This is a genomic window from Ensifer sp. GW101-20A05 (genome assembly GCF_059424735.1).
In genome coordinates this window covers 1-21,923 of the sequence record NZ_JBWKZT010000016.1, presented here as the reverse complement: position 1 = coordinate 21,923, position 21,923 = coordinate 1, and the positions used below count along the sequence as shown (strand labels likewise).

Here is a 21,923-nt window from a genome sequence, read left to right as displayed (position 1 = left end):
TCACCGTGCGTCCATGCGGTTTGCCCGATCATTCGGCCGCCTCCCGTTGTTCCTTCGCCGTGTCGCCGGCGTTGGCCGCCTCGTAGTCGCGGCGCATGCGCCGGACGAGGTCCAGTTCGGCCTGGAAGTCGACATAGTGCGGCAGCTTCAGGTGCTCGACGAAGCCGGTCGCCTGAACGTTGTCGGCGTGTGAGATGACGAATTCTTGGTCCTGTGCCGGGGCGACAATGTCCTCGTTGAACTCGTCCGTACGCAGCGCCCGGTCGACCAGCGACATCGACATAGCCTTGCGTTCACTCTGGCCGAAGACGAGGCCGTACCCGCGGGTGAACTGCGGCGGCTGCTTGGCCGAACCCATGAACTGGTTGACCATCTGGCATTCGGTGACACGGATCGTGCCGAGCGAGACGGCAAAGCCGAGTTCGGGCAGGTCGAGTTCGACCTCCACCTCGCCGATGCGGACTTCGCCGACGAAGGGGTGGGTGCGGCCATAGCCGCGCTGGGTGGAATAGGCGAGCGCCAGGAGGAAGCCTTCGTCGCCGCGGGCGAGCGCCTGCAGGCGCAGGTCGCGGGCCATCGGAAACTCCATCGGCTCGCGGGTAAGGTCGCCCATGACATGACCTTCGGGCATCTGGCCGTCGCCCTCGATCAGGCCCTCGCCGTCGAGAATGTCGGAGACGCGCATCACATGTTCGCCGGGTTCCTTGACCGCCGGCTCTGCGACGGTCTCGTCGGCGATCAGCGAAGGATCGAGCAGGCGGTGGGTGTAGTCGAAGGTCGGCCCAAGCAATTGTCCACCGGGCAGATCCTTGTAGGTCGCCGACACGCGGCGCTCGACCTTCATGTTGGCGGTGTCGACCGGCTCGGAGTAGCCGAAGCGCGGCAGCGTCGTGCGGTAGGCGCGCAGGATGAAGATCGCTTCGATCATATCGCCGCGTGCCTGGCGAACTGCTAGAGCCGCAAGCGCGCGATCGTAGAGCGAGGCTTCCGCCATCACCCGGTCGACGGCAAGCCCGAGTTGCTCGACTACCTGTTCGATGGTGATTGAGGGCAGGCTTCGGTCACCGCGGCGGCGGTCGGCGAGAAGGCGGTGCGCATTGACAATGGCGGCTTCCCCGCCCTTGACGGCTACATACATGGGTCACGCCTCCTTCAGCGAAAGACGGGTTGTGCGCGACAGGCAGAGCAGTTCCTCTCCGGCCGTCAGCACGAGATCGACGCCGCGCGGAAAGATTGCGCGGTTGGCGGTGCAGAATTCGAGGAAGACTTCCGGCAGGCCCTTCACGGCGACTTCCGTCTCGTCCTTGATGCCGGGCCCCTTGGCGATGAGTGCCTGGCCGCCGGTCAGCGCCTCGACTTCAATGACGAGCGTCGTCGAACGATCCGGGTATTCCTGGGTGCCGAGCGAGAACTGGTCGAAACCTGGGAAGGCAGCACCCTTTTCGACGAAGGCGAAGCGGGCTTCGGTCTTGCTGACGGTCACTGCGGCGCCCGTATGGAAAGCGATCCATTGCGGAACGCCCGATTTCCCGAGCGACGGCGTCAGCCAGACGGGCGTGTCATGGTCACAAAGCGTCAATGCCACGGCGCCGGCCGCGGCGCCGAGCGGCGCGGGCGGCGTGCTCTTGGCCGAAAGCTGCTTGATCGCGCCTGGGCGGGCAAAACCGTCCATCAGGTCGCGGAAGACGGATTGGGCGGCAAAGACTGGATCTGCGAAGGCGCCGGCGTAAATCTGCGATTGGCTGGCCATCAGTCGTCTCCCCGGACCATGGTGAAAAAGTCGACGCGGGTTGCTGCAGTCTCTTCGGCCTTGCGGCGTTCTTCCAGCGCCAGCCGGTCCGCCACTTGGTGAAGCAGAGCATCGACGTTCGCGCGACCGTCCTCGCGCTGGGCGAGTGCGTCGAAGATCGCTGCAAGCCGCGCGCGCTGCCGGTCCGCACCGAGCAGCTGCCCGTGGCCGATCTCGCCGCTCGAAAGGCGGATGGTCGCGCGCGAGACCGTCGCCTCGCCGAGGTTGAAGGGATCGCCACCGCCACCGATGCGGCCACGCACCATGACGAGGCCGGTCTCCGGACCGCGAACCGGATGAACGTCCGGCTTGTCGGCGAGCGCTTCCCAGGCAGCATTCAGCTCGTCGAGGGTCGCGCGAGCGAGCAGTCCCATGGCTTTCTTGCGCGCCGGATCCGGCGGGCTTTCCTGTTTCAGCTTCGCATCCATCATTTTCACCTCAAATGTCTATTGATCTAGACAACTGTACATCTTATACTTTTCCATAACGTCCGCAAATGACAGGCTTGTGACATGGCAATGCGAAAAGTGGTGGAGCGCCAGACCGGCGTCGCTCTGTGGCGGCAGATCGCCGACCGGATCCGCCTGGCAATCAGCAATGGCGACTACGATGCGGCCGGCATGGTGCCGCCTGAGACGGTGCTTGCGGGCGAATTCGGCGTCAACCGGCATACGGTCAGAAGCGCGCTTGCGGCTCTTGCCGAAGAGGGACTGGTGCGCGCGGTCCAGGGACGCGGCACGATGATCGAGCGCAAGGAAAGGGTGAGCTACCCGATCTCGAAGCGCACGCGGTTCTCGCAAGGGCTCGGTCGCCAAGTGAAGGAGATCGGCACGAGGCTGCTCGGCCACGCCGAATTGCCGGCAAGCGGCGAGATCGCAAAGGCGCTCGACATTGCGCCGGGCGATACGGTGATCGAGCTCAAGACTGTCAGCAGCGGCGATGGCCGACCGCTGTCGGTATCCTCGAGCTATTATCCTGCGCATCGTTTTCCGCGCATGGCCGAAGAATTCGAACGGTTGCATTCCGTCACCAAGGCTTTCGCCGCCCACGGCTTGGATGACTATGTCCGTGCCTCGACCGAGATCGTCGCCCGGCATGCCGACGCAGAGGAGCTTTCGATGCTGAAGCTCTCGCCGGGTGCGATCGTGCTTGAGGCGCAGTCGCTCAACGCCGATCTCGACGGCTCCCCGGTGGAGTATTCCCGCACCCGTTTCGCCGCTGACCGGATGAAGCTGCGGATTGAGACATAGAACGCGGTCGGCTACCCACGGCGACAGGATCCGCACCCGGCCTCAAGCACTCCATCGGGGAAATGTGGCGGATAGGCCGCATTTCCGACGCGTTTTTGCCGCATGACCGGAACCTGCATCAGGAACCGCGCATTTAGAATTCTCGTAGGGGAGAATGGCAATGGCGACGTGGCGACCCGATCCTTCCTTCTATCCATCACCGCGCATGGCGGCCAAGGCTCCCAAGGAAACGCTCGCCTATGTGGCGGCGTTCGATCCCGAGCGGAAGCGGCCGGATGCGATTGCGGTCGTCGACGTCGATCCGGCGTCGCCAAGCTATTCGCAGATCGTCGGCCAGGTCGACATGCCGAACGTCGGCGACGAGCTGCATCATTTCGGCTGGAATGCCTGCTCTTCCTGTCTTTGCCCCAATGCGCCGCATCCGCATGTCGAGCGCCGCTATCTGGTAGTGCCGGGGTTGAGGTCCTCCCGTCTGCACATCATCGACACCAAGCCGGACCCGCGCAATCCGAAGATCGTGCGGGTGATCGAGCCTTCGGAAATTGCCGAGAAGGCAAATTATTCGCGGCTGCACACCACCCATTGCGGTCCCGAAGGCATCTACATCAACGCGCTCGCGGATCGTGACGGCAAGGCGCCCGGCGGCATCTTCCTGCTGGACCACCAGAGTTTCGATGTGCTCGGCCAATGGGAAATGGATCGTGGGCCGCAGAAGCTTGCCTATGATTTCTGGTGGCATCTCGGCCATGACACGCTGATCACCAGCGAATGGGGCACGCCGGATACGTTCGAAAACGGGCTGGTTCCCGAGGTGCTGCTCGGTTCGAAATATGGCCGCCGGCTGCACTTCTGGGACCTACACAAGCGCAAGCACCTGCAGGAGATCGATTTCGGCGAGGAGCATCAACTCGTCTTCGAACTGCGGCCTGCGCATGATCCGACCAAGGCCTATGGCTTCGTCGGCTGCGTCATCAGCCTCAAGGACCTCTCGGCGTCGATCTGGACCTGGTATCGCGACGGTGACCGATGGGCGGTCAAGAAGGTAATTGAGATACCCGCGGAACCCGCCGATCCCGACCTTTTGCCACACGTGCTCAAGGGCTTCAGCGCTGTCGCGCCGCTCGTCACCGATATCGACCTGTCGATGGACGACCGGTTCCTCTACGTTTCCTGCTGGGGCACCGGCGACATGATCCAGTACGACGTTTCTGACCCCTTTGCGCCGAAGGAGACGGGCCGTGTGCGGATCGGCGGCATCGTTTCGCGTGCATCCCATCCGAAGGCCAAGAACGGAGCGCTGAATGGCGGGCCGCAGATGGTGGAGATCAGCCGGGACGGCAAGCGGGTCTATTTCACCAATTCGCTCTATGGTGCCATCGATCCGCAGTTCTACCCCGAAGGCATCGACGGGTGGATGGTCAAACTGGACGTCGCCGACGGTGGCGGCATCACCTTCGACGAAAACTTCTTCGTCGACTGGCCGAAGGGCCATCGCCCGCATCAGGTCCGTCTCGAAGGCGGTGACTGCTCGTCCGATTCCTATTGCTATCCGTAGGGAGGGGACGATCGTGCAGTCCTGTCGGGGCGAATGACGACGTTCTGGCCGTGGCTTTCGATTGCCGCCCTCGGCGCCTTTCACGGCATCAATCCGGCGATGGGCTGGCTCTTTGCCGTGGCGCTCGGACTTCACCGCCAGGACCGTCGGATCGTGTGGTTGTCACTTGCTCCGATTGCTGCCGGTCATGCCGTCTCCGCCGCGCTGACGCTGGCAGTGGTCGTCACATTCGGCGCGGCGCTGGAGCCGCACAGTTTCAGGCTTGTCGCGGCGCTGCTCATACTCAGCGTCGCCGCCTACGGCGCGCTTTACGGACACCGCCATCGGGTGAGAGTTGGCATGCGCGCCAGCATGGCCGGCCTTGGCCTCTGGTCCTTCCTGATGGCGACGAGCCACGGGGCGGGCCTGATGCTGGTGCCGGCGGTCCTCAGCCTCTGCGTGGCGGATAGTCCCGGGGATCTCGCAATCGCAGGTTCGCTTCCCGTCGCGCTCGCCGCCGTTGCGGTTCATGGCGCAGCAATGCTGGCCGTCGTCGCCGCGGTCGCGCTCGCCGTCTTCGAATGGCTCGGCCTTGCGGCACTCCGCTCGGCGTGGATCAACTTCGATCGCCTCTGGACGCTGGCGCTGGGTGCAACCGGTATCGTGCTTCTCGTTCAATGAGCCTGCTACGTGGCAGCCGGCGGAGCGTCTACCTTTGGGCCTTCACGTAACTGATGTAGCCGCGCACATCGGTCGCCGGTTCGGTGTAGGCATTGCCGAGCGTCTTTTCCATGTTGGCGACGTAGGTCTTCGCCCAGTCCGGCAGCGAGTAGTCGATTGCCGCCAGGAATTCGAGGGTCGCCGCAAGCCTGATGTCAGCGATCGAGGGGATGGAACCACCGATGAAGGGTTTGTCGCCGATATAGAACGCCCGAAAGACGTCGAGCGGCTCGGCAAGCGCTTCGACTGCTGCGCGGCGCGCCTTCTCCTTGGTCTCCGCATCCGCATCGCTGCAACCAACTTCGCCCGGATAGAGCGGGAAGTTCAGTGCCGGATAGGTGGCCCGGGCGAGATAGGGGTAGAAGGTGCCGATCAGATAGAACATCGCGCTATCGATCATGGCGCGGGCCTCGGGGTCCCTCGGATAGAATTCGTCGAGCCCGTGCTTGTTGCAGAGATACTGCATGATCGCGCAACTCTCCCATAGGGCTCCCTTGGGCAGGTCCGCAGTCTCCACCATCGGTGTCAGATGCGACGGTGCCTTCGCCAGGTATTCGGCCGTCCGGGTCTGGCCGTAGACATCCTGTTCGCTGAAGTCGAGCTTGGCTGCCCTCAGGAAGACGCGCGCCGTCATGTTGTTGACGCTGGGCTTGATCACGTTGAGCTTGATTGCAGGCATGTCACTCCTCCCTTTGCTCGCGATCCCGCAGTTCCGGCTCGCTCGCCGGCGCGGTCGCGTGCGTTGAACGACAGGCGTGGACCACGACGCGCTTTATCGCGGCCGATAAGGATCCTTCGGCTCCCGGTCGGACGACAGCGTTGGCCGTGCGCGCTCGATCAGTGTCTCGATCGCATCGGCCAGGTGCACCTCGGCGATATTGTAGTCGCCGCGTGCGACCCTGACCTTGTGTGCTTCCATCAGCACCTCGGCGTGGCTGTGGCCCGGTGGTGGCTCGAAGCGATAGGAGGCAAGCTCGACCAGCAGCCCAAGCGGGTCCTCGAAATAGATCGAGTCCATGAAACCGCGGTCCTTGACGCCGCTGTGCCGGATACTTCGCTCGTCGAGCCGCTCCACCGCCTGGGTGAAGGTCGCGCGCGAAACGGCAAAGGCGATGTGGTGCACACAGCCGATGTCCGTCGGGGTTCGCTCGGGATCGGGCTTGCGGTTCTCGTCGGTGAAGATGGTGATCAGGCGGCCATCGCCCGGGTCGAAATAGAGATGGCTTTCGCTCGCCCGGTCGAGATTCGGCTGCTCGAAAATGAAGGGCATGCCGAGAAGCCCCTCCCAGAAATCGATCGACGTCTGTCGGTCGGCGCCGACGAGCGTGATGTGATGAACCCCTTGCGACTGCAGCTTTCGCATCGAAGGCCTCCCAGGTGAAGCGGAGGACACAGGACGAAACGGGATCTGGTTTCACCCTTTTCCGCTCCACTCGATTGTCGTCCGTCGCGGCAAGAAGGCAAGCGCCAATGCGGGGGCAAGCTGCCCGCAAAGCGGTCGGAAAGCATCCGACATCTCAACTATTTTCTTCTGGGTTGCTGTGTGTGTATTATGCAATCAGTGAATGTGTCGGCAACGCTCCAAACGGCCTGATGGCTGGGAACAATCAGGGAGTTGAAGTGTGAAGTTTCTCCGGGGAGTCGGTGTTGTCTGCCTGTTGTCTTTTTCGCTTGCAGGCGCGGCGCGGGCGGACGGCTCTGCGTTTGCGGGGCAATGGCGGCAACTGACTTCGACGGCCGGCCGTTGCGATCAGTGCTACATCGGCATCGTAAGACATGGCGACCTGCTGACGGTCACGAGCAACAACGGCTGGCAAGCCGTCATGAACGTCGAGAACTTTTTGGACCTCGAGCTTGCCGCAGGGACCGGGCAGTGGAAGTCCACAGTCGCTGGCGCCTATGGCGGCAAGCATTTCGGTATTCAGTTCGTTCGGCGTGGCCCTGAATTGCAGATGTTCATGGTGGTTTCGCAGGCAACAGGCAGGCCATTGTCCATTCGCGCGACCTTCGAAAGAGGGCTGCCTGCTACGAACTGGCGTCATCAGCCGGCGCCGATCGAGATGCAACGGATCTAGGTGCTGATGTCCTGACGCGGGCCGACAAAGACGCTTGCACCGATACGCGTGTTTTGATTTTCCGTGCGAACCTCCCTATCTTCCGGTTGCAACATCCGAAGGGGCGGACGGAGGACAAATGCCGGTCGTGCAACGATCGAAAATCAGGCAGCGTCTTTTGATCATGCTGGTCACCGGTATCGGCGGAATGGCTGCGGCTGCGGTCTCCTTTGCGACCGCAGTCTATGATGCGGCGAATCCGGTGCCTGCCGTCACCGCAGCCAAGGGTGAGGCGATCGATACCGGCCGGTGGCGGGTGACGATCAACGACGCCACCATGGCTTCCGTGCCGCCGACCGGAACCAAGCCGTTCGAGCCGAAGCGATTCCTGATGGTGGATATCGAACTCGACAACCGATCGGTCACCACCAGCAATGCCTTTATGAACCTGATCGCGATCAAGGACGAGCGAGTCATCGCATCGCCGAAGCCGGTCTATTATCTCGCCAGGGACAAATGGATCGCGAGTGCCATCAACCCAAAGATGCCGGAAAAGCTCATCGCGGTCTGGGAATGGCCGGCGGATCGCCCGGAGCCGGAGAAGGTTTCTCTGTCCATCGGCAAACAGATCTACAAGCCGCGTGACAACCTCTACGGCGCGCCCAACTGGTTCGATGATGGCGAGGCCGCGGTGGTCGAATTGGCAGTCACGCAAGATACGGGATCGTCGGAGCAATGATGTCGGCTCTTCGCGCGCTGCTGCTCTCAGTGTCTGCAATCGCAGCGCTGTACGCAATGCGAAGCAGCACGCCTGGCTACGGCGATATCACGGCACCGATTGCCGTTCGTGGTGCAGTCGGCGAGCGGGTCGAGAGCCGGGACTTCGCCTTCGGCGCGGCCAATGTGCACCTGGCACGCCAGGTCAGGGTCGAGAGCTTCGGGCGGATCAAGGAATACTCGACATCCGGCATCTGGCTCATCATCGAAGGCGCGGCCGTCGCGAAAACCGAAACGATGACGCTGACCTCGGCGGAGTGGCTGGCAGGCAACGGTTTGCGCTACGAGCTCAGCCAGCGGTTCTCGACCGTGCCAGGCTATCTGCCGACGGAAAGGCTCGAACCAGGCCTGCCGAGGCCGGTACTTCTTGCCTTCGAACTTCCCGAAGCGGCCGTTGACAAAGGCACGCTGCTCGTCGCCCGCAGCCTGGTGATGCCGCTTGCTGAGGAGCTTTGGATTACGCTCGGCGACAAGCAGCCGACCGATATCAAGCCGTCCGTCACCATTGCGCGCGGCAGCAGCGGCACGCCCTGGACGTTGGCGGCGCGCTGAGGAGACACCGGCATGAGCGAGAAGCGCACGTTCTGGATCTGCCTGCTGGCGCTGGTCGTCGCACTGCCGCTCGCCTTCGTCGTCCGTGCGTGGGAGAGCCTGCGAGAGGGGCATTGGCTTGCCACCCAAAAGGCCGAGATCGTCGTCGAGGATGGAGCGGGGCAGGCCTTTGCCGGTGGACAGTGGAAGCTTCTGGACATGAGGCGGCTGCCGCGCACCAATGACGCGCGCGTCATTCTTGCCGAATTCGAGGCGTCGCCGACCGATCCGGCCGTTCTGTCGCAAGGAGCCTGCCGCGTCCGGCTGATCGACAGTGAGGGGCGCCGTTTTGAGCCCGTCACCCTGACCGAGCCGATCGTCCGGGAGATGTATCCGGAGGTGGCCGAACGCCCGCGCTGCGGTGTGCTCGCCTTTACCGACGCCAAGACTGGCGCCACGGTCCGTATGGCCGAGAGCTTCATCGTTCCCGCGGAGGCGCGGGATCTTTCGCTCAGGATTGATTTTCCGGGCGCAAGCGATGAAACGCTGATCTTCAAGTAGACGCGTAGCTGATTTCGCTCTTCTCAGCCTGGCCGGAAACCGCATGTTCGAGCATCGCCGCCAACAAGGTGATGCGCACGGCGTCGAGCACGATGCCGCCGTCGAGATCGCTAGGGCTGCCGATGAAAAGGCTGAGTGCATCGAAGACAAGCTGCCAACTCGCGAGGTCGCCCATGCCGAGGGTTCGCGTCGCCGCATACCAGATCCAGGCACCAAGCCAGGCGATGGCGCGGTAGGCAATGATGAAGGCAAATAGCGTCGCAAGCCCTGAACCGAGCGTCAGCTTCAGGCAGGTCCATATCGGAGCGTAGCGGGAGCGGTAGTCGCTGACGAAGTGGTCGAGGAAATCGGCAATCCACTTGCGAAAGGTTCTGGCCCGTCGCGGCCGCGGCGAGGATGGCCTGGCGCGCGATTCCGGGCTCGAAAGCTCGTAACCATTGATGATCGCCGCCATGACCAGCCAGATGATCGGTAGAAGCGCATAGAAGAACAGACCCTCGGCCTCAGTGTTCCAATCGGGTCTTCTCAGTTCCACCGGCACGAAGGTCTCGGCGGCATGCGCTACGGCGGTGAAGGTGAAACCGTTCATGCTGAGAAGCCTGCCGGCGCCGAGCCAGGTGATGACCTGGTCTTTCCAGACCGACAGGCCATAAAGCCCAATGAAGATCCAGCTCGCGTCCGCCGCGACGACCAGCAGTCGCCAGAAGGGTGTTTCGCTGCGCTTGCTCATGCGCTTTGCGCCCCACCGCACCAGCCAGCACAACGCGATCGAAATAAAGACGCCGCGCGATTTCAGGATATCGAAGAAGTCACCCTTCTCGCCGAAGGCGACGGCGTCGAGTGCCAAACGCGAATATTCCCGCACCGCCTCGCCGAGGAAACCCCAGGCGGCGTAATAGGCGAAGAACGGCAGGATGGCGGCTGAGGTGACGGCGAGCAGCCTGCGATCGGTTTTCGGCACCGTGGTCTCGACATGCGTGGCCACCGGTTGTTGGCGGAGCGCTTCGAGTGCCGGCAAACCGGGGCGAAGCGCCATGAACATCAAGACGATAACGACGAGCTTCGCCAGCACGACAAAGGAGAGCGTCACCATGCCACCGAGCGGATGCTGCAGCCCGATCCAGACTGCCGCACGCATCAGGAGATCATGCACGATGTAGCCGCAGGTCCCGATCAAGAGGAGCTGCGGCCAGAAGCGAGCGATGAGGCGCCCCATCAGGACAAAGGGTCCGAACACTTCGGCGATCGACGTCATGGCCACAACATAGTTGCGCCAATCGGCGACGACAACCGCACGGGGCAGGTGAAGAGCCAAACACCCTCCGCCTTGCCGTGTCAGATATTGCGGCGTTTGCCTTCGATCAGGTCGAGCACGGCGCGTGCGGCGTCGAGCACATTGGTGCCCGGACCGAAGACGGCCGACACGCCGTTGTCCATCAGGTAGTCATAGTCCTGACGCGGAATGACGCCGCCGCAGATGACGATGACATCCTCGCCGCCGCGCTTCTTCAGGGCTTCTGCAAGCTGCGGCATCAACGTCTTGTGGCCGGCGGCAAGCGAGGAGACGCCGATGACATTGACCTTACTGGCCAGCGCCATGTCGGCGGCCTCTTCCGGGGTCTGGAAAAGAGGGCCGGCAAGCACGTCGAAACCGATATCGCCGAAGGCCGAGGCGATGACTTTGGCGCCGCGGTCGTGGCCGTCCTGGCCGAGCTTTGCGACCATTATTTTTGGTTTGCGGCCGAGCTTTGCTGAGACCTCGTCGAGGCGCCCCGAGAGCACCTCGAGCTCCGGCTCACCTTCATAGGCCTTGCCGTAGATCTTGCTGACGACCTTGGGCGTCGCGGCGTGGTCGCCGAAGGCGCCACGCATCGCATCGGAAATTTCGCCGACGGTGGCGCGGGCACGCGCCGCCTCGACGGCGGCGGCCAGCAGGTTGCCTTCGCCTGTCAATGCGATCTCAGCAAGCGCCGTAAGGGTCTTCTTGACCTCGACGCTGTCGCGCCGACGCTTGGTTTCCTCGATCCGGCGGATCTGCGCGGCGCGCACGGCGCTGTTGTCGATCTCCAGAATGTCGATCGGCTCCTCGTTGTCGAGGCGGTACTTGTTGACCCCAACGATGATCTCCTCGCCCTTGTCGACGGCGGCCTGGCGACGGGTCGCCGCCTCTTCGATCAATCGCTTCGGCAGCCCGGCATTGACCGCACGGGTCATGCCGCCCATCGCCTCGACCTCCTCGATCAGTAGCCAGGCTTTGTCTGCGAGCTCGTTGGTCAGGCTTTCGACATAGTAGGACCCGGCGAGCGGATCGACGACCTTGGTCACGCCGGTCTCGTGCTGCAGGATCAGTTGCGTGTTGCGGGCGATGCGGGCGGAAAACTCCGTCGGCAGCGCGATCGCCTCGTCGAACGAATTGGTGTGCAGCGACTGGGTGCCACCGAGAGCGGCGGACATCGCCTCGAAGGCCGTGCGGACGATGTTGTTGTAGGGATCCTGCTCCTGCAGCGAGACGCCCGAGGTCTGGCAATGGGTGCGCAGCATCAGCGACGACGGCTTCTTCGGCTCGAACTCCTTCATGATCCGGGTCCAGAGCAGGCGCGCAGCGCGAAGCTTCGCGGCTTCCATGAAGAAGTTCATGCCGATGGCAAAGAAGAAGGAAAGCCGCCCGGCGAATTCGTCGACATTCAGCCCCTTGGCAAGCGCCGCCCGTACATATTCGCGCCCGTCGGCGAGCGTGAAGGCAAGCTCCTGCACCAGCGTCGCGCCGGCCTCCTGCATGTGATAGCCGGAGATCGAGATCGAGTTGAATTTCGGCATCTCCCTGGCTGTGTACTCGATGATATCGGCGACGATGCGCATCGAGGGCTCAGGCGGGTAGATATAGGTGTTGCGGACCATGAACTCCTTGAGGATGTCGTTCTGGATCGTGCCTGAAAGCTTGTCGCGCGAAACGCCCTGTTCTTCGCCGGCGACGATGAACGAGGCGAGGATCGGGATGACGGCGCCGTTCATGGTCATCGACACCGACATCTCGTCGAGCGGGATGCCGTCGAACAGGATCTTCATGTCCTCGACCGAGTCGATCGCCACACCCGCCTTGCCGACGTCGCCCTCGACGCGCGGGTGGTCGCTGTCATAGCCGCGATGGGTCGCAAGATCGAAGGCGACCGAGAGGCCTTTCTGGCCCGCAGCCAGGTTTTTCCGGTAGAAGGCGTTCGACGCTTCCGCCGTCGAGAAGCCGGCATATTGCCGGATCGTCCAGGGACGGCCCGCATACATGGTGGCGCGCGGGCCACGCACGAAAGGTTCGAAGCCCGGCAGCGAGGCGAGGTGATCAACACCGTCGAGATCGCCGGACGTATAAAGCGGCTTCACCGCGATGCCCTCGGGCGTGTGCCAGATAAGGCTTTCCGGCGCTGCTTTGAGTTCACGCTCGGCGAGGGTTTCCCAGTCTTTCACGGTCTTTTGGCTCATCGCTAGCTCCTTGCCCAAAAAGGGCGCCTTCCTCGCCTCATCCCTGTGCTTGTCACAGGGATCCAGCCACGCGAAGTCGTTCGCGTGAAAGGGTGAATTCTTCGCGTCGCAGACGCGACGCTGCTGGATTCCTGTGACAAGCACAGGAATGAGGGCCACGGTTGTGAAGGTTCATCACTCGAATTCCATGATCAGCTCGTCGACAGCGAGGCTGGCGCCGGCGGCGACCGCCACGCGCTTCACCACGGCCCGTTTCTCGGCGCGCAGGATGTTCTCCATCTTCATCGCCTCGACGACCGCGAGCGCCTGTCCTGCTTCGACCGTGTCGCCGGCTTTTACCGTGACCGAGGTGATCACCCCGGGCATCGGGCAAAGCAGCATGCGCGACGTGTCCGGCGGCAGCTTCTCCGGCATCAGCCGTGCCAGTTCCGCAACCCGCGGGCTTCTGACATGGGCAACGACATCAATGCCGCGCCAGCGAAGCCGGAGGGCGGTGCCGACCAGATCGACTTTGACGCTCAAGGGCTCATTGTCGATGTTGAACGTGGCAAGCGTACGACCGGGCGTCCAGTCGCCGGCGATGGTGACTGTCGAGCCATCGGCGAAGCTCACATAGGAGCCGTCAGCGGACGAACCGGCAGTCACCGCAATATCGTGATCGCCGAGACCGACCACCCAATCATGGCCGATGATGCGGCGATGATTGCCGATCGTGCCGGAAATCTGGCTGGCCCGTTCCTGTAGGATCTGATTGACCGAGACCGCGACGGCGGCGAGCTTGCGAAGCGACCGCTCATCGGCCGCAACGCCGTGAAAACCGTCGACGAATTCCTCGGCGATATAGGCGGTCGTCAGCCGGCCGTTGCGGAAGCGCTGCTGTTGCATGACAGCCGAAAGGAACGGCAGGTTGTGGCCGATGCCTTCCACTTCGAACTGATCGAGCGCCTCGGCCATAGCCTCGACCGCCGTCCGGCGGTCCGGTGCCCAGGTGCAGAGCTTTGCGATCATCGGATCGTAATACATCGAAATCTCGCCGCCCTCGAAGACGCCGGTGTCGTTGCGCGTCACCGTGCCATCGTCGCGTTTGCCCTCGACCGGCGGCCGATAGCGTGTCAGCCGGCCGATCGACGGCAGGAAGTTGCGATAGGGATCTTCCGCATAAAGCCGGCTTTCAATCGCCCAGCCATTGAGCTTCACATCGTCCTGGCCGAAGGCGAGCTTTTCGCCGCTAGCAACTCGGATCATCTGCTCCACGAGGTCGAGCCCGGTAATGAGCTCGGTCACCGGATGCTCCACCTGCAGGCGGGTGTTCATCTCGAGGAAATAGAAGTTGCGCTTGGCATCGACGATGAATTCGACGGTGCCGGCCGAGTGGTAGCCGACGGCCTTGGCAAGTGCGACCGCCTGTTCGCCCATGGCCTTGCGGGTCTCGGGGTCGAGGAAAGGCGAGGGCGCCTCCTCGATGACCTTCTGGTTGCGGCGCTGGATCGAGCATTCGCGCTCGCCGAGATAGAGCGTGTTGCCGTGCTTGTCGCCAAGCACCTGGATCTCGATGTGGCGCGGCTCGGTCACGAATTTTTCGATGAAGATGCGGTCATCGCCGAAGGCGTTCTTCGCCTCGTTCTTTGAGGACTGGAAGCCTTCGCGCGCCTCTTGGTCGTTCCATGCAATGCGCATGCCCTTGCCGCCGCCGCCGGCAGACGCCTTGATCATCACGGGATAGCCGATCGACGCGGCGATCCGGACCGCTTCGTCTGCATCCTCGATCAGGCCCATATGGCCCGGAACCGTCGAGACGCCGGCCTCGGCCGCGAGCTTCTTGGAGGTGATCTTGTCGCCCATCGCCTGGATGGCGCCGACCGGCGGGCCGATGAAGGCCACGCCTTCCTTCTCCAGCGCTTCGGCAAAGGCGGCGTTTTCCGAGAGGAAACCATAGCCCGGATGGACCGCATCGGCGCCGGTCTTGCGGATCGCCTCGATGATCTTGTCGATGACGATATAGGACTGGGCCGACGGCGAGGGGCCGATATGCACCGCCTCGTCCGCCATGCGCACATGCATGGCCTCGCGGTCGGCGTCGGAGTAGACCGCGACGGTGGCGATGCCGAGCTTCTTTGCGGTCTTGATGACGCGGCAGGCGATTTCACCACGGTTGGCGATGAGGATTTTCTTGAACATTTGTTTCTCTTTCAAATCCTTGGCGAATTCTGGGGCCGGGCGTCAGCGTTTGAACTTGCGGCGGTAGGGCAGAAGCGCGATCGACGATGCGGCGGCAGCACCACCGAAGAGCAGCGCGAAGGGCAGGACAACCATGAGGGTGGCGAGAACCGGGCTCGTCGAGCGGGCGATATGGGTGCCGACAGCGCCGATATTGAGCCCGATCAGCACGCCAGCCGTAACAGCCCCGATCGTAACGCCGATCAACGCGTTGATCGCCATGTAGCGCAGCATCGACCAGTGGTCGCGCCGGGCCTCTTCCGGTGTCATGATGCGCTCCGGCTCACGTTCCATCGTCGCCTCCATCAGAGCGGGATCGTGTCGTGCTTGCGCCAGCGCACGTCGACCTGCTTGTTACGCAGCGATGCGAAGGCGCGGGCGATGCGGCGGCGTGACGAATGCGGAATGATCACCTCGTCAATGAAACCGCGTTCTGCCGCAACGAACGGATTGGCGAAGCGCTCCTCGTATTCCTTCGTGCGCGCCGCGATCTTCTCGGCATCGCCGAGTTCCGAGCGATAAAGGATCTCGGTCGCGCCCTTGGCCCCCATGACGGCGATCTCGGCGGTCGGCCAGGCATAATTGACGTCGGCGCCGATATGTTTCGAGGCCATGACGTCATAGGCGCCGCCATAGGCCTTGCGGGTAATCAGCGTCACCATCGGCACGGTCGCCTGGCTATAGGCAAAGAGCAGCTTGGCGCCGTGCTTGATGACGCCGCCATACTCCTGGGCGGTGCCGGGCAGGAAGCCGGGCACGTCGACGAGCGTCAGGATCGGGATCGAGAAGGCATCGCAGAAGCGCACGAACCGGGCGGCCTTGCGCGAACTGTCGATGTCGAGGCAGCCGGCAAGCACCATCGGCTGGTTGGCGACGACGCCGACCGTCTGGCCTTCCATGCGGATGAAGCCGGTGATGATGTTCCTGGCGAAGTTCTGCTGCAATTCGAAGAAGTCGCCTTCATCCGCAAGCGCCAGGATCAGTTCCTTCATGTCGTAGGGTTTGGCGGCGCTGTCTGGGATCAGGCTGTCAAGGCGCATTTCGAGCCGCGACGGGTCGTCGTGGAAGGGACGGACCGGCGGCTTTTCGCGGTTGTTGAGCGGCAGGAAATCGAAAAGCAGGCGGGTCGCTTCCAGTGCCTCGATGTCGTTTTCATACGCACCGTCGGCGACCGAAGACTTTGACGTATGCGTGCGCGCGCCGCCGAGCTCTTCCGCAGTGACGATCTCGTTCGTCACTGTCTTCACGACATCCGGCCCGGTCACGAACATGTAGGATGAATCGCGAACCATGAAGATGAAGTCGGTCATGGCCGGCGAATAGACCGCGCCGCCGGCGCAGGGACCCATGATGACCGAGATCTGCGGAATGACGCCGGAGGCTTCGGCATTGCGGCGGAAGACCTCGGCGTAACCGGCAAGCGAGGCCACGCCTTCCTGGATGCGGGCGCCGCCACTGTCGTTGAGGCCGATGACTGGTGCCCCGTTGCGTACCGCCATATCCATGATCTTGCAGATCTTCTGCGCGTGGGTTTCCGACAGGGAGCCGCCGAGAACGGTGAAGTCCTGAGAAAAGACATAGACCTGCCGGCCGTTGATCGTGCCCCAACCGGTGACGACGCCATCGCCCGCGACCTTTTGGCTCTCCATGCCGAAATCGACGCAGCGATGCGTGACGTACATGTCGTATTCTTCGAACGAGCCTTCATCGAGCAGCACCTCGATGCGTTCGCGCGCCGTCAGCTTACCCTTGCCGTGCTGGGCGTCGATCCGTCGTTGGCCGCCGCCGGCTCTTGCTTCTGCCCGGCGGGCTTCGACCTGTTCTAGTATGGCGCGCATGGTGCCCTCCCGGTTTTTTCAGTGCCTGTTTTTTCAGCGATTGTGCAGAGGCGCTTCGAGCTTCGCAATAGCGTCGAAGACGGCATGGAAAAACGTCTCTTCATGTGCAAATGTGAAATAGAGAAATTTGTGAAACGTAAATTGCAAAGTTGCAAACATGGCGATCGGCAAACTCTATATCGGCCGCAAGGTCAGGGAACTGCGGGAGGCGAACAAGGCGACGCAAGGCCAATTTGCAGAACGCATCGGCATCTCGACCAGCTACCTCAACCAGATCGAGAACAACCAGCGGCCGGTCTCAGCCGCAGTGCTTTTAGCGCTCGCCGAAAAATTCCAGATCGATATCGCCGAGCTTTCGACCGGGGAGGGCGATCGTCTGCTCTCGGCGCTCTCGGAAGCCCTCAGCGATCCCTTGTTTGAAACCTATTCCGCAAGCCTGCAGGAACTGAAGCTCGTCGCGCAGAATGCCCCGGGACTGGCACATGCGCTGATCACCTGCCACCAGGCCTATCGCCGCAACAGCGAGCAGCTCGCAAGCATTGACGACACCATCGGCCGCGGGGCCTCATTTGTCGAAACCACGCCGTATGAAGAGGTGCGCGACTTCTTTCATTTCGTCGACAACTACATTCACGAGATCGACATGCTTGCCGAGCGGCTGGCGGGCGAGCTCGGGCTCGGCGAAGGCGACAATCATGCGGCGCTGGCAAGCTATCTGGAACAGCGTCACGGCGTTCGGGTCGTGCGCGGAGCGGCCGGCGACGAGGCGATCCGCCGCTTCGATCCGCGCGCCCGCATCCTGACCCTCAATCCCTATGCGCCCGCAGCAACGCGCGACTTCCAGATCGCCCTGCAGATCGCCCAGCTTCATGCCCGCGAAGAGATCGATCGGGTGGCCGGTAGTGCCGGCTTCCGCACCGAAGAGGCCTATGAGATCTGTCGCATCGGCCTGCAGAACTATTTTGCCGGCGCGCTGATCCTGCCCTACCAGGCCTTCTCGAAGGCCGCTCGCGACTTGAGGCACGACATCGAATTGCTCGCCGCCCGCTTCGGCGCGTCTCTGGAGCAGGTCTGCCACCGCCTCTCGACCCTGCAGCGGCCGGGACAGAAAGGCATACCGATCTTCTTTGCCCGCATCGACCGGGCGGGTAATATCACCAAGCGCCACAGCGCCGCGAAGCTGCAATTCGCCCGGTTCGGTGCAGCCTGTCCGCTCTGGAACGTGCACCAGGCCTTCGAGACGCCGGGCCGGATCATCCGGCAACTGGCCGAGACGCCTGACGGCGTGCGCTACCTCTGCCTCGCCACCCAGATCACTAAGGGCGGTGGCGGCTTTCGCGCCGCGCAGCCGCGCTACGCGCTGGCGCTTGGCTGCGAGGTCTCCTATGCCGATGCCTTCGTCTACGCCGACGACATGGACCTCGGCAACCGCGCCGCCTTCGATCCGATCGGCATTTCCTGCCGGATCTGCGAACGCACGAAGTGCGCGAGCCGTGCGGTACCGCCATTGAAACGCCGCCTGATCGTGGACCATGACTTACGCGGCGCTCTGCCGTATCGTCTAAGCGAGAGCTGATTGCGACGGTCTGTTCATTTTTGAACAGCCCCTGTGAGAAGTTGCATCTGGGCCTGGACAAAGTTTGGTGTAACTAGGCCTCCATCGCCTCCAGCGCCGCGCGTCTTGTGAAACGCGCAAAGGTCGCTGTGGCACGTTTGGTTGCTGCAGGTTTTTGCCCTTTTATCGGTTACGATTAAAGGAAACCTGCAGAGGTATGCGGTCAGGGAGGACATGCATATGGATTTTCGCCTGTCGGAGGAGCAGGAGGCCATTCGTCAGATGGCGCTCGATTTCGCCCGCGACGAGATCGCCCCTCACGCGGTCGACTGGGATCAGCAGAAGCATTTTCCGGTTGACACGTTGCGCGGTGCCGCAGCGCTCGGAATGGCCGGCATTTATGTCCGCGACGATGTCGGCGGCACGGGACTGACGCGGCTCGATGCCGCGATCATCATCGAGGCGCTCGCGACCGGCTGCCCGGCCGTCGCCTCCTTCGTCTCGATCCACAACATGTGCGCCGGCATGATCGACCGCTACGGCACGGACGAACAGCGCCAGCGGCTGCTGCCGAGGCTGCTGACCATGGAGGTGCTGGCGAGTTACTGCCTGACCGAGCCAGGCTCGGGCTCGGATGCAGCGGCGCTGAAGACCAAGGCGGTGAGAGACGGCAACGATTATGTCCTGACCGGCCAGAAGCAGTTCATCTCGGGCGCTGGCGAGTCCGGCCTCTACGTGATCATGGCGCGGACCGGCGAGGACGGCCCCAAGGGCATCTCCACCTTCGTGGTCGAGAAGGACGCACCTGGCCTCACATTCGGTGCCAATGAGAAAAAGATGGGCTGGCACGTCCAGCCCACCCGCGCCGTCATGCTCGATGGTGTCCGGGTGCCGGCGGAAAACCGCCTCGGCGCGGAAGGCGATGGTTTCAAGATCGCCATGGGCGGGCTCGATGGCGGGCGATTGAACATTGCCGCCGCGTCTCTCGGTGGCGCCCAGTCCGCCTTCGAAAAGGCGCTGGCTTATGTCCAGGAGCGCCGGGCCTTTGGCAAGGCGATCGGCGAGTTCCAGGCGCTGCAGTTCCGTCTCGCCGACATGGCGACCGACCTCGAAATCGCCCGCACCTTCCTCTGGCGCGCGGCATCTGCGCTTGATGCCGGCGACCCCGAAGCGACAAAACTCTGCGCCATGGCCAAGCGCTTCGTCACCGACCGCTGCTTTGCCGTCGCCAATGACGCGCTGCAGCTTCACGGCGGTTACGGCTATCTCGCAGACTATGGTGTCGAAAAGATTGTCAGGGACCTCCGGGTGCACCAGATCCTCGAGGGCACCAACGAAATCATGCGCCTGATCGTTGCGCGTTCGCTTATCGGCCGGAAATAGGCCAGAAACAGGAAAGATCGTTCATGGACATGCAGGCGCCTGAAGTCATCGTCGAGCGGCGGGGAGCGATCGGCAGAATCCGGCTGAACCGCACGCGGGCATTGAACAGCCTCAACGTGCCGATGATCCGGCTGATCGCCGCGGCTTTGACCGAGTTCGAAAATGATCCGGCCGTCGCCGCCGTGTTGGTGACCGGCGAGGGCGAGCGCGGGCTTTGCGCCGGTGGCGATATTCGCATGATTTACGAGAGTGGCCGCGAACGGCCGGAGGAAGGTGCGCAGTTCTGGCGCGAGGAATTCGTCGTCAACAGCCGCATCTCCGGCTACCGCAAGCCGTACATTGCGATCATGGACGGTATCGTCATGGGCGGCGGTGTCGGGATTTCCGCCCACGGCAGCCACCGCATCGTCACCGAACGCACGCGGCTTGCGATGCCGGAGACCGGGATCGGCTACTTCCCTGACGTTGGCGCCACCTGGCTTCTTCCTAAGGCGCCCGGCGAATTCGGCACCTATCTCGGTCTGACCGGTCGGGACATCGTCGCAGCCGATGCGATCCATGCGCGGCTTGCAGATAGTTTCGTCGCCTGGGATAAGCTGGAAGCACTCGCCGCTGATCTTGCCACGCTGCCGCCGACGGCAGGCAGCGCAGATGTCAACGCGGTGATTGCAAAGCACGCTTCGGAAGCGCCGGCAACGGCGCTTCGAAACCACTTTGCGCTGATCGACCGCTGCTTCGCCTTTGATACGGTTGAAGAGATCGTGGCGGCGCTCGAGGCTGATGGTTCCGATTTCGCCAAGGAAACGCTGGCGCTGCTCAACTCGCGTTCGGCGCTGAGCATGAAGCTGACGCTCGAACTCTTGCGCGCCGGGCGCCGCAGCGCGTCGCTGAACGAATGCCTCGAACGGGAATATTCCGCGACGCTCGGAATGCTTGGTAACCCCGACTTCTACGAAGGTGTGCGTGCTGCGGTGATCGACAAGGACCGCAATCCAAAATGGTCGGTGGCGCTGGCCGGTGTCACACCTGCCTTGCTGTCGCGTTTCGGCAGGAAGGATCACCCGCCACTGTTTTAGCGCCTGAGGATGGGGCGCTGTTCGGTTTTGGCCGAGTTTCAATGGGAGGAGGAATGACATGACGAAGATCGCCTTTATCGGGCTCGGCAATATGGGCGGGCCGATGGCCGCCAATCTGGTGAAGGCGGGGCATGCGGTCAGCGGCTTCGACCTGTCGGAAGCGTCGCGCAACGCTGCGGCGAAAACCGGCGTTTCGGTTGCTGGTTCCATCGCACAGGCGGTGCGCGGTGCCGAATGCGTCGTCACCATGCTGCCGGCCGGCGCCCACGTGCTCTATGTCTGGGACGAACTGCTCGGCTTCGTCGATCCCGGAACGCTTCTGATCGATAGCTCGACGATCGACGTCGACAGCGCCCGTAAGGCGCATGCGCTCGCCGAAAAGATCGGCTGCCCGTCACTCGACGCGCCGGTCTCCGGCGGCACAGGCGGCGCGGCTGCCGGCACGCTCACCTTCATGGTCGGCGGCAGCGACGAGGCTTTTGCCCGCGGCAGGCCGCTGCTCGAGGCGATGGGCAAGAAGATCGTGCATTGCGGCGGTACCGGCGCCGGCCAGGCCGCCAAGATCTGCAACAACATGATCCTCGGGATCTCGATGGCCGGCGTGTGCGAGGCCTTCGTTCTGGCGGAACGGCTAGGCCTGTCGCATCAGGCGTTGTTTGACGTCGCCTCGACCTCGTCCGGCCAGTGCTGGTCGTTGACGAGCTATTGCCCGGTGCCGGGCCCCGTTCCGACGTCCCCTGCCAACAACGATTACAAGCCGGGGTTCGCAGCCAGCCTGATGCTGAAGGACCTGAAGCTGTCGCAGCAGGCCGCAAGCGCTGCTGGTGCGACGACGCCGATGGGCGCGCAGGCGGCCCAGCTCTATTCGATGTTCGAAAAGCTCGGCCATGGCGGCGAGGACTTTTCTTCCCTGATCCGGTTGCTGCGCGGCAACGATGAGGCAAAGGCCGGCTAATCCGTCTGTGATGGATTTTCGCCCGCTTAACCGGGCGAAAATTTGCCGCTTATGCCTGTGAATAGAAATTAATTCGTATTTTCAATGACTTATGAAATTTATATCAAAGCCATGAAACTAGCTGTTGACGTGTTGGAGGCTGGGGGTCTATAAGCCCGATCACTGACGAGGGCGGCGGCGCTGCTGGCGACGACGACCTTCGCTCTAGA

21 protein-coding genes are annotated in these 21,923 nt (G+C 62.8%); 11 read left to right on the top strand and 10 right to left on the bottom strand.

The features are described 5' to 3' along the window. Positions 1 to 28: 28 nt before the first annotated feature. The 3 genes from AC070A_RS28220 to phnG are packed head-to-tail and all read right to left on the bottom strand — an operon-like array spanning position 29 to position 2,217. Positions 29 to 1,138 carry a carbon-phosphorus lyase complex subunit gene (locus AC070A_RS28220; protein WP_492383689.1) on the bottom strand — a complete coding sequence of 370 codons (1,110 nt, stop codon included), beginning with the start codon at positions 1,136 to 1,138 and terminating at the stop codon, positions 29 to 31. Between the two features lie 3 nt (positions 1,139 to 1,141). Beyond that, positions 1,142 to 1,750, bottom strand: a complete 609-nt coding sequence (gene phnH / locus AC070A_RS28215) for a phosphonate C-P lyase system protein PhnH (RefSeq protein ID WP_492383688.1) — start codon at positions 1,748 to 1,750, stop codon at positions 1,142 to 1,144. Further along, positions 1,750 to 2,217: a phosphonate C-P lyase system protein PhnG gene (phnG, locus tag AC070A_RS28210; RefSeq protein ID WP_113133626.1), complete on the bottom strand. Its 468-nt coding sequence runs from the start codon at positions 2,215 to 2,217 to the stop codon at positions 1,750 to 1,752. The genes phnH and phnG overlap by 1 nt, the downstream gene beginning before the upstream one ends. 90 nt (positions 2,218 to 2,307) lie before the next feature. Here phnG and phnF point away from each other — a divergent pair, with 90 nt between their 5' ends. The 3 genes from phnF to AC070A_RS28195 all read left to right on the top strand — a co-directional run bounded on the left by phnF (position 2,308) and on the right by AC070A_RS28195 (position 5,254). Further along, positions 2,308 to 3,039: a phosphonate metabolism transcriptional regulator PhnF gene (gene phnF, locus AC070A_RS28205; protein WP_058323272.1), complete on the top strand. Its 732-nt coding sequence runs from the start codon at positions 2,308 to 2,310 to the stop codon at positions 3,037 to 3,039. Positions 3,040 to 3,199: 160 nt separating this feature from the next. Next, positions 3,200 to 4,594: a selenium-binding family protein gene (locus AC070A_RS28200; protein WP_492383687.1), complete on the top strand. Its 1,395-nt coding sequence runs from the start codon at positions 3,200 to 3,202 to the stop codon at positions 4,592 to 4,594. Positions 4,595 to 4,627: 33 nt separating this feature from the next. Further along, the gene (locus AC070A_RS28195) at positions 4,628 to 5,254 is read left to right on the top strand and encodes a hypothetical protein (RefSeq protein WP_058328374.1); all 627 of its coding nucleotides are present in this window, start codon (positions 4,628 to 4,630) and stop codon (positions 5,252 to 5,254) included. A 28-nt stretch (positions 5,255 to 5,282) separates the two neighbouring features. On the opposite strand, the gene AC070A_RS28190 is transcribed toward AC070A_RS28195, so the two are convergent. Both AC070A_RS28190 and AC070A_RS28185 read right to left on the bottom strand, forming a co-directional pair. Then, the gene (locus AC070A_RS28190) at positions 5,283 to 5,972 is read right to left on the bottom strand and encodes a glutathione S-transferase family protein (protein WP_492383686.1); all 690 of its coding nucleotides are present in this window, start codon (positions 5,970 to 5,972) and stop codon (positions 5,283 to 5,285) included. A 93-nt stretch (positions 5,973 to 6,065) separates the two neighbouring features. Then, entirely contained in the window at positions 6,066 to 6,656 is a 591-nt protein-coding gene (locus AC070A_RS28185) for a VOC family protein (protein ID WP_057251644.1), read from the bottom strand. A gap of 259 nt (positions 6,657 to 6,915) precedes the next feature. Between AC070A_RS28185 and AC070A_RS28180 the strand changes: the two genes are divergently transcribed. The 4 genes from AC070A_RS28180 to AC070A_RS28165 all read left to right on the top strand — a co-directional run bounded on the left by AC070A_RS28180 (position 6,916) and on the right by AC070A_RS28165 (position 9,216). Further along, positions 6,916 to 7,368 (top strand): hypothetical protein, encoded by a 453-nt coding sequence (locus tag AC070A_RS28180; protein ID WP_156436924.1) that lies wholly within the window; start codon positions 6,916 to 6,918, stop codon positions 7,366 to 7,368. Between the two features lie 118 nt (positions 7,369 to 7,486). After that, positions 7,487 to 8,086 (top strand): hypothetical protein, encoded by a 600-nt coding sequence (locus tag AC070A_RS28175; protein WP_492383685.1) that lies wholly within the window; start codon positions 7,487 to 7,489, stop codon positions 8,084 to 8,086. Beyond that, complete coding sequence (locus AC070A_RS28170) at positions 8,086 to 8,676, top strand: hypothetical protein (RefSeq protein ID WP_057251641.1); 591 nt, start codon at positions 8,086 to 8,088, stop codon at positions 8,674 to 8,676. The genes AC070A_RS28175 and AC070A_RS28170 overlap by 1 nt, the downstream gene beginning before the upstream one ends. A 12-nt stretch (positions 8,677 to 8,688) precedes the next feature. Beyond that, positions 8,689 to 9,216 carry a hypothetical protein gene (locus tag AC070A_RS28165; RefSeq protein WP_492383684.1) on the top strand — a complete coding sequence of 176 codons (528 nt, stop codon included), beginning with the start codon at positions 8,689 to 8,691 and terminating at the stop codon, positions 9,214 to 9,216. Here the strand turns inward: AC070A_RS28165 and AC070A_RS28160 are convergent. From AC070A_RS28160 to AC070A_RS28140, 5 genes are all read right to left on the bottom strand, one after another. Beyond that, a complete protein-coding gene (locus AC070A_RS28160; RefSeq protein WP_244495649.1) occupies positions 9,209 to 10,531 on the bottom strand; it encodes a hypothetical protein in 1,323 nt (440 codons plus the stop codon). The genes AC070A_RS28165 and AC070A_RS28160 overlap by 8 nt on opposite strands. A 20-nt stretch (positions 10,532 to 10,551) precedes the next feature. Continuing rightward, positions 10,552 to 12,690, bottom strand: coding sequence for a methylmalonyl-CoA mutase (gene scpA / locus AC070A_RS28155; protein ID WP_192494922.1), 2,139 nt, complete (start codon positions 12,688 to 12,690; stop codon positions 10,552 to 10,554). 174 nt (positions 12,691 to 12,864) lie between these two features. Beyond that, complete coding sequence (locus AC070A_RS28150) at positions 12,865 to 14,868, bottom strand: acetyl-CoA carboxylase biotin carboxylase subunit (protein ID WP_192494921.1); 2,004 nt, start codon at positions 14,866 to 14,868, stop codon at positions 12,865 to 12,867. 42 nt (positions 14,869 to 14,910) lie between these two features. Then, on the bottom strand, positions 14,911 to 15,201 hold the full coding sequence (locus tag AC070A_RS28145) for a hypothetical protein (RefSeq protein WP_492383683.1): 291 nt from the start codon (positions 15,199 to 15,201) through the stop codon (positions 14,911 to 14,913). An 11-nt stretch (positions 15,202 to 15,212) separates the two neighbouring features. Then, complete coding sequence (locus AC070A_RS28140; protein ID WP_492383682.1) at positions 15,213 to 16,745, bottom strand: acyl-CoA carboxylase subunit beta; 1,533 nt, start codon at positions 16,743 to 16,745, stop codon at positions 15,213 to 15,215. 157 nt (positions 16,746 to 16,902) lie between these two features. On the opposite strand from AC070A_RS28140, the gene AC070A_RS28135 reads away from it, so the two are divergent. From AC070A_RS28135 to mmsB, 4 genes are all read left to right on the top strand, one after another. Then, positions 16,903 to 18,321 (top strand): helix-turn-helix domain-containing protein, encoded by a 1,419-nt coding sequence (locus tag AC070A_RS28135; protein ID WP_057251636.1) that lies wholly within the window; start codon positions 16,903 to 16,905, stop codon positions 18,319 to 18,321. Between the two features lie 219 nt (positions 18,322 to 18,540). After that, entirely contained in the window at positions 18,541 to 19,683 is a 1,143-nt protein-coding gene (locus tag AC070A_RS28130) for an isobutyryl-CoA dehydrogenase (protein WP_492383681.1), read from the top strand. Between the two features lie 23 nt (positions 19,684 to 19,706). Beyond that, the gene (locus AC070A_RS28125; protein ID WP_492383680.1) at positions 19,707 to 20,759 is read left to right on the top strand and encodes an enoyl-CoA hydratase/isomerase family protein; all 1,053 of its coding nucleotides are present in this window, start codon (positions 19,707 to 19,709) and stop codon (positions 20,757 to 20,759) included. Between the two features lie 58 nt (positions 20,760 to 20,817). After that, positions 20,818 to 21,714: a 3-hydroxyisobutyrate dehydrogenase gene (gene mmsB / locus AC070A_RS28120; protein ID WP_492383679.1), complete on the top strand. Its 897-nt coding sequence runs from the start codon at positions 20,818 to 20,820 to the stop codon at positions 21,712 to 21,714. Positions 21,715 to 21,923 lie beyond the last annotated feature (209 nt).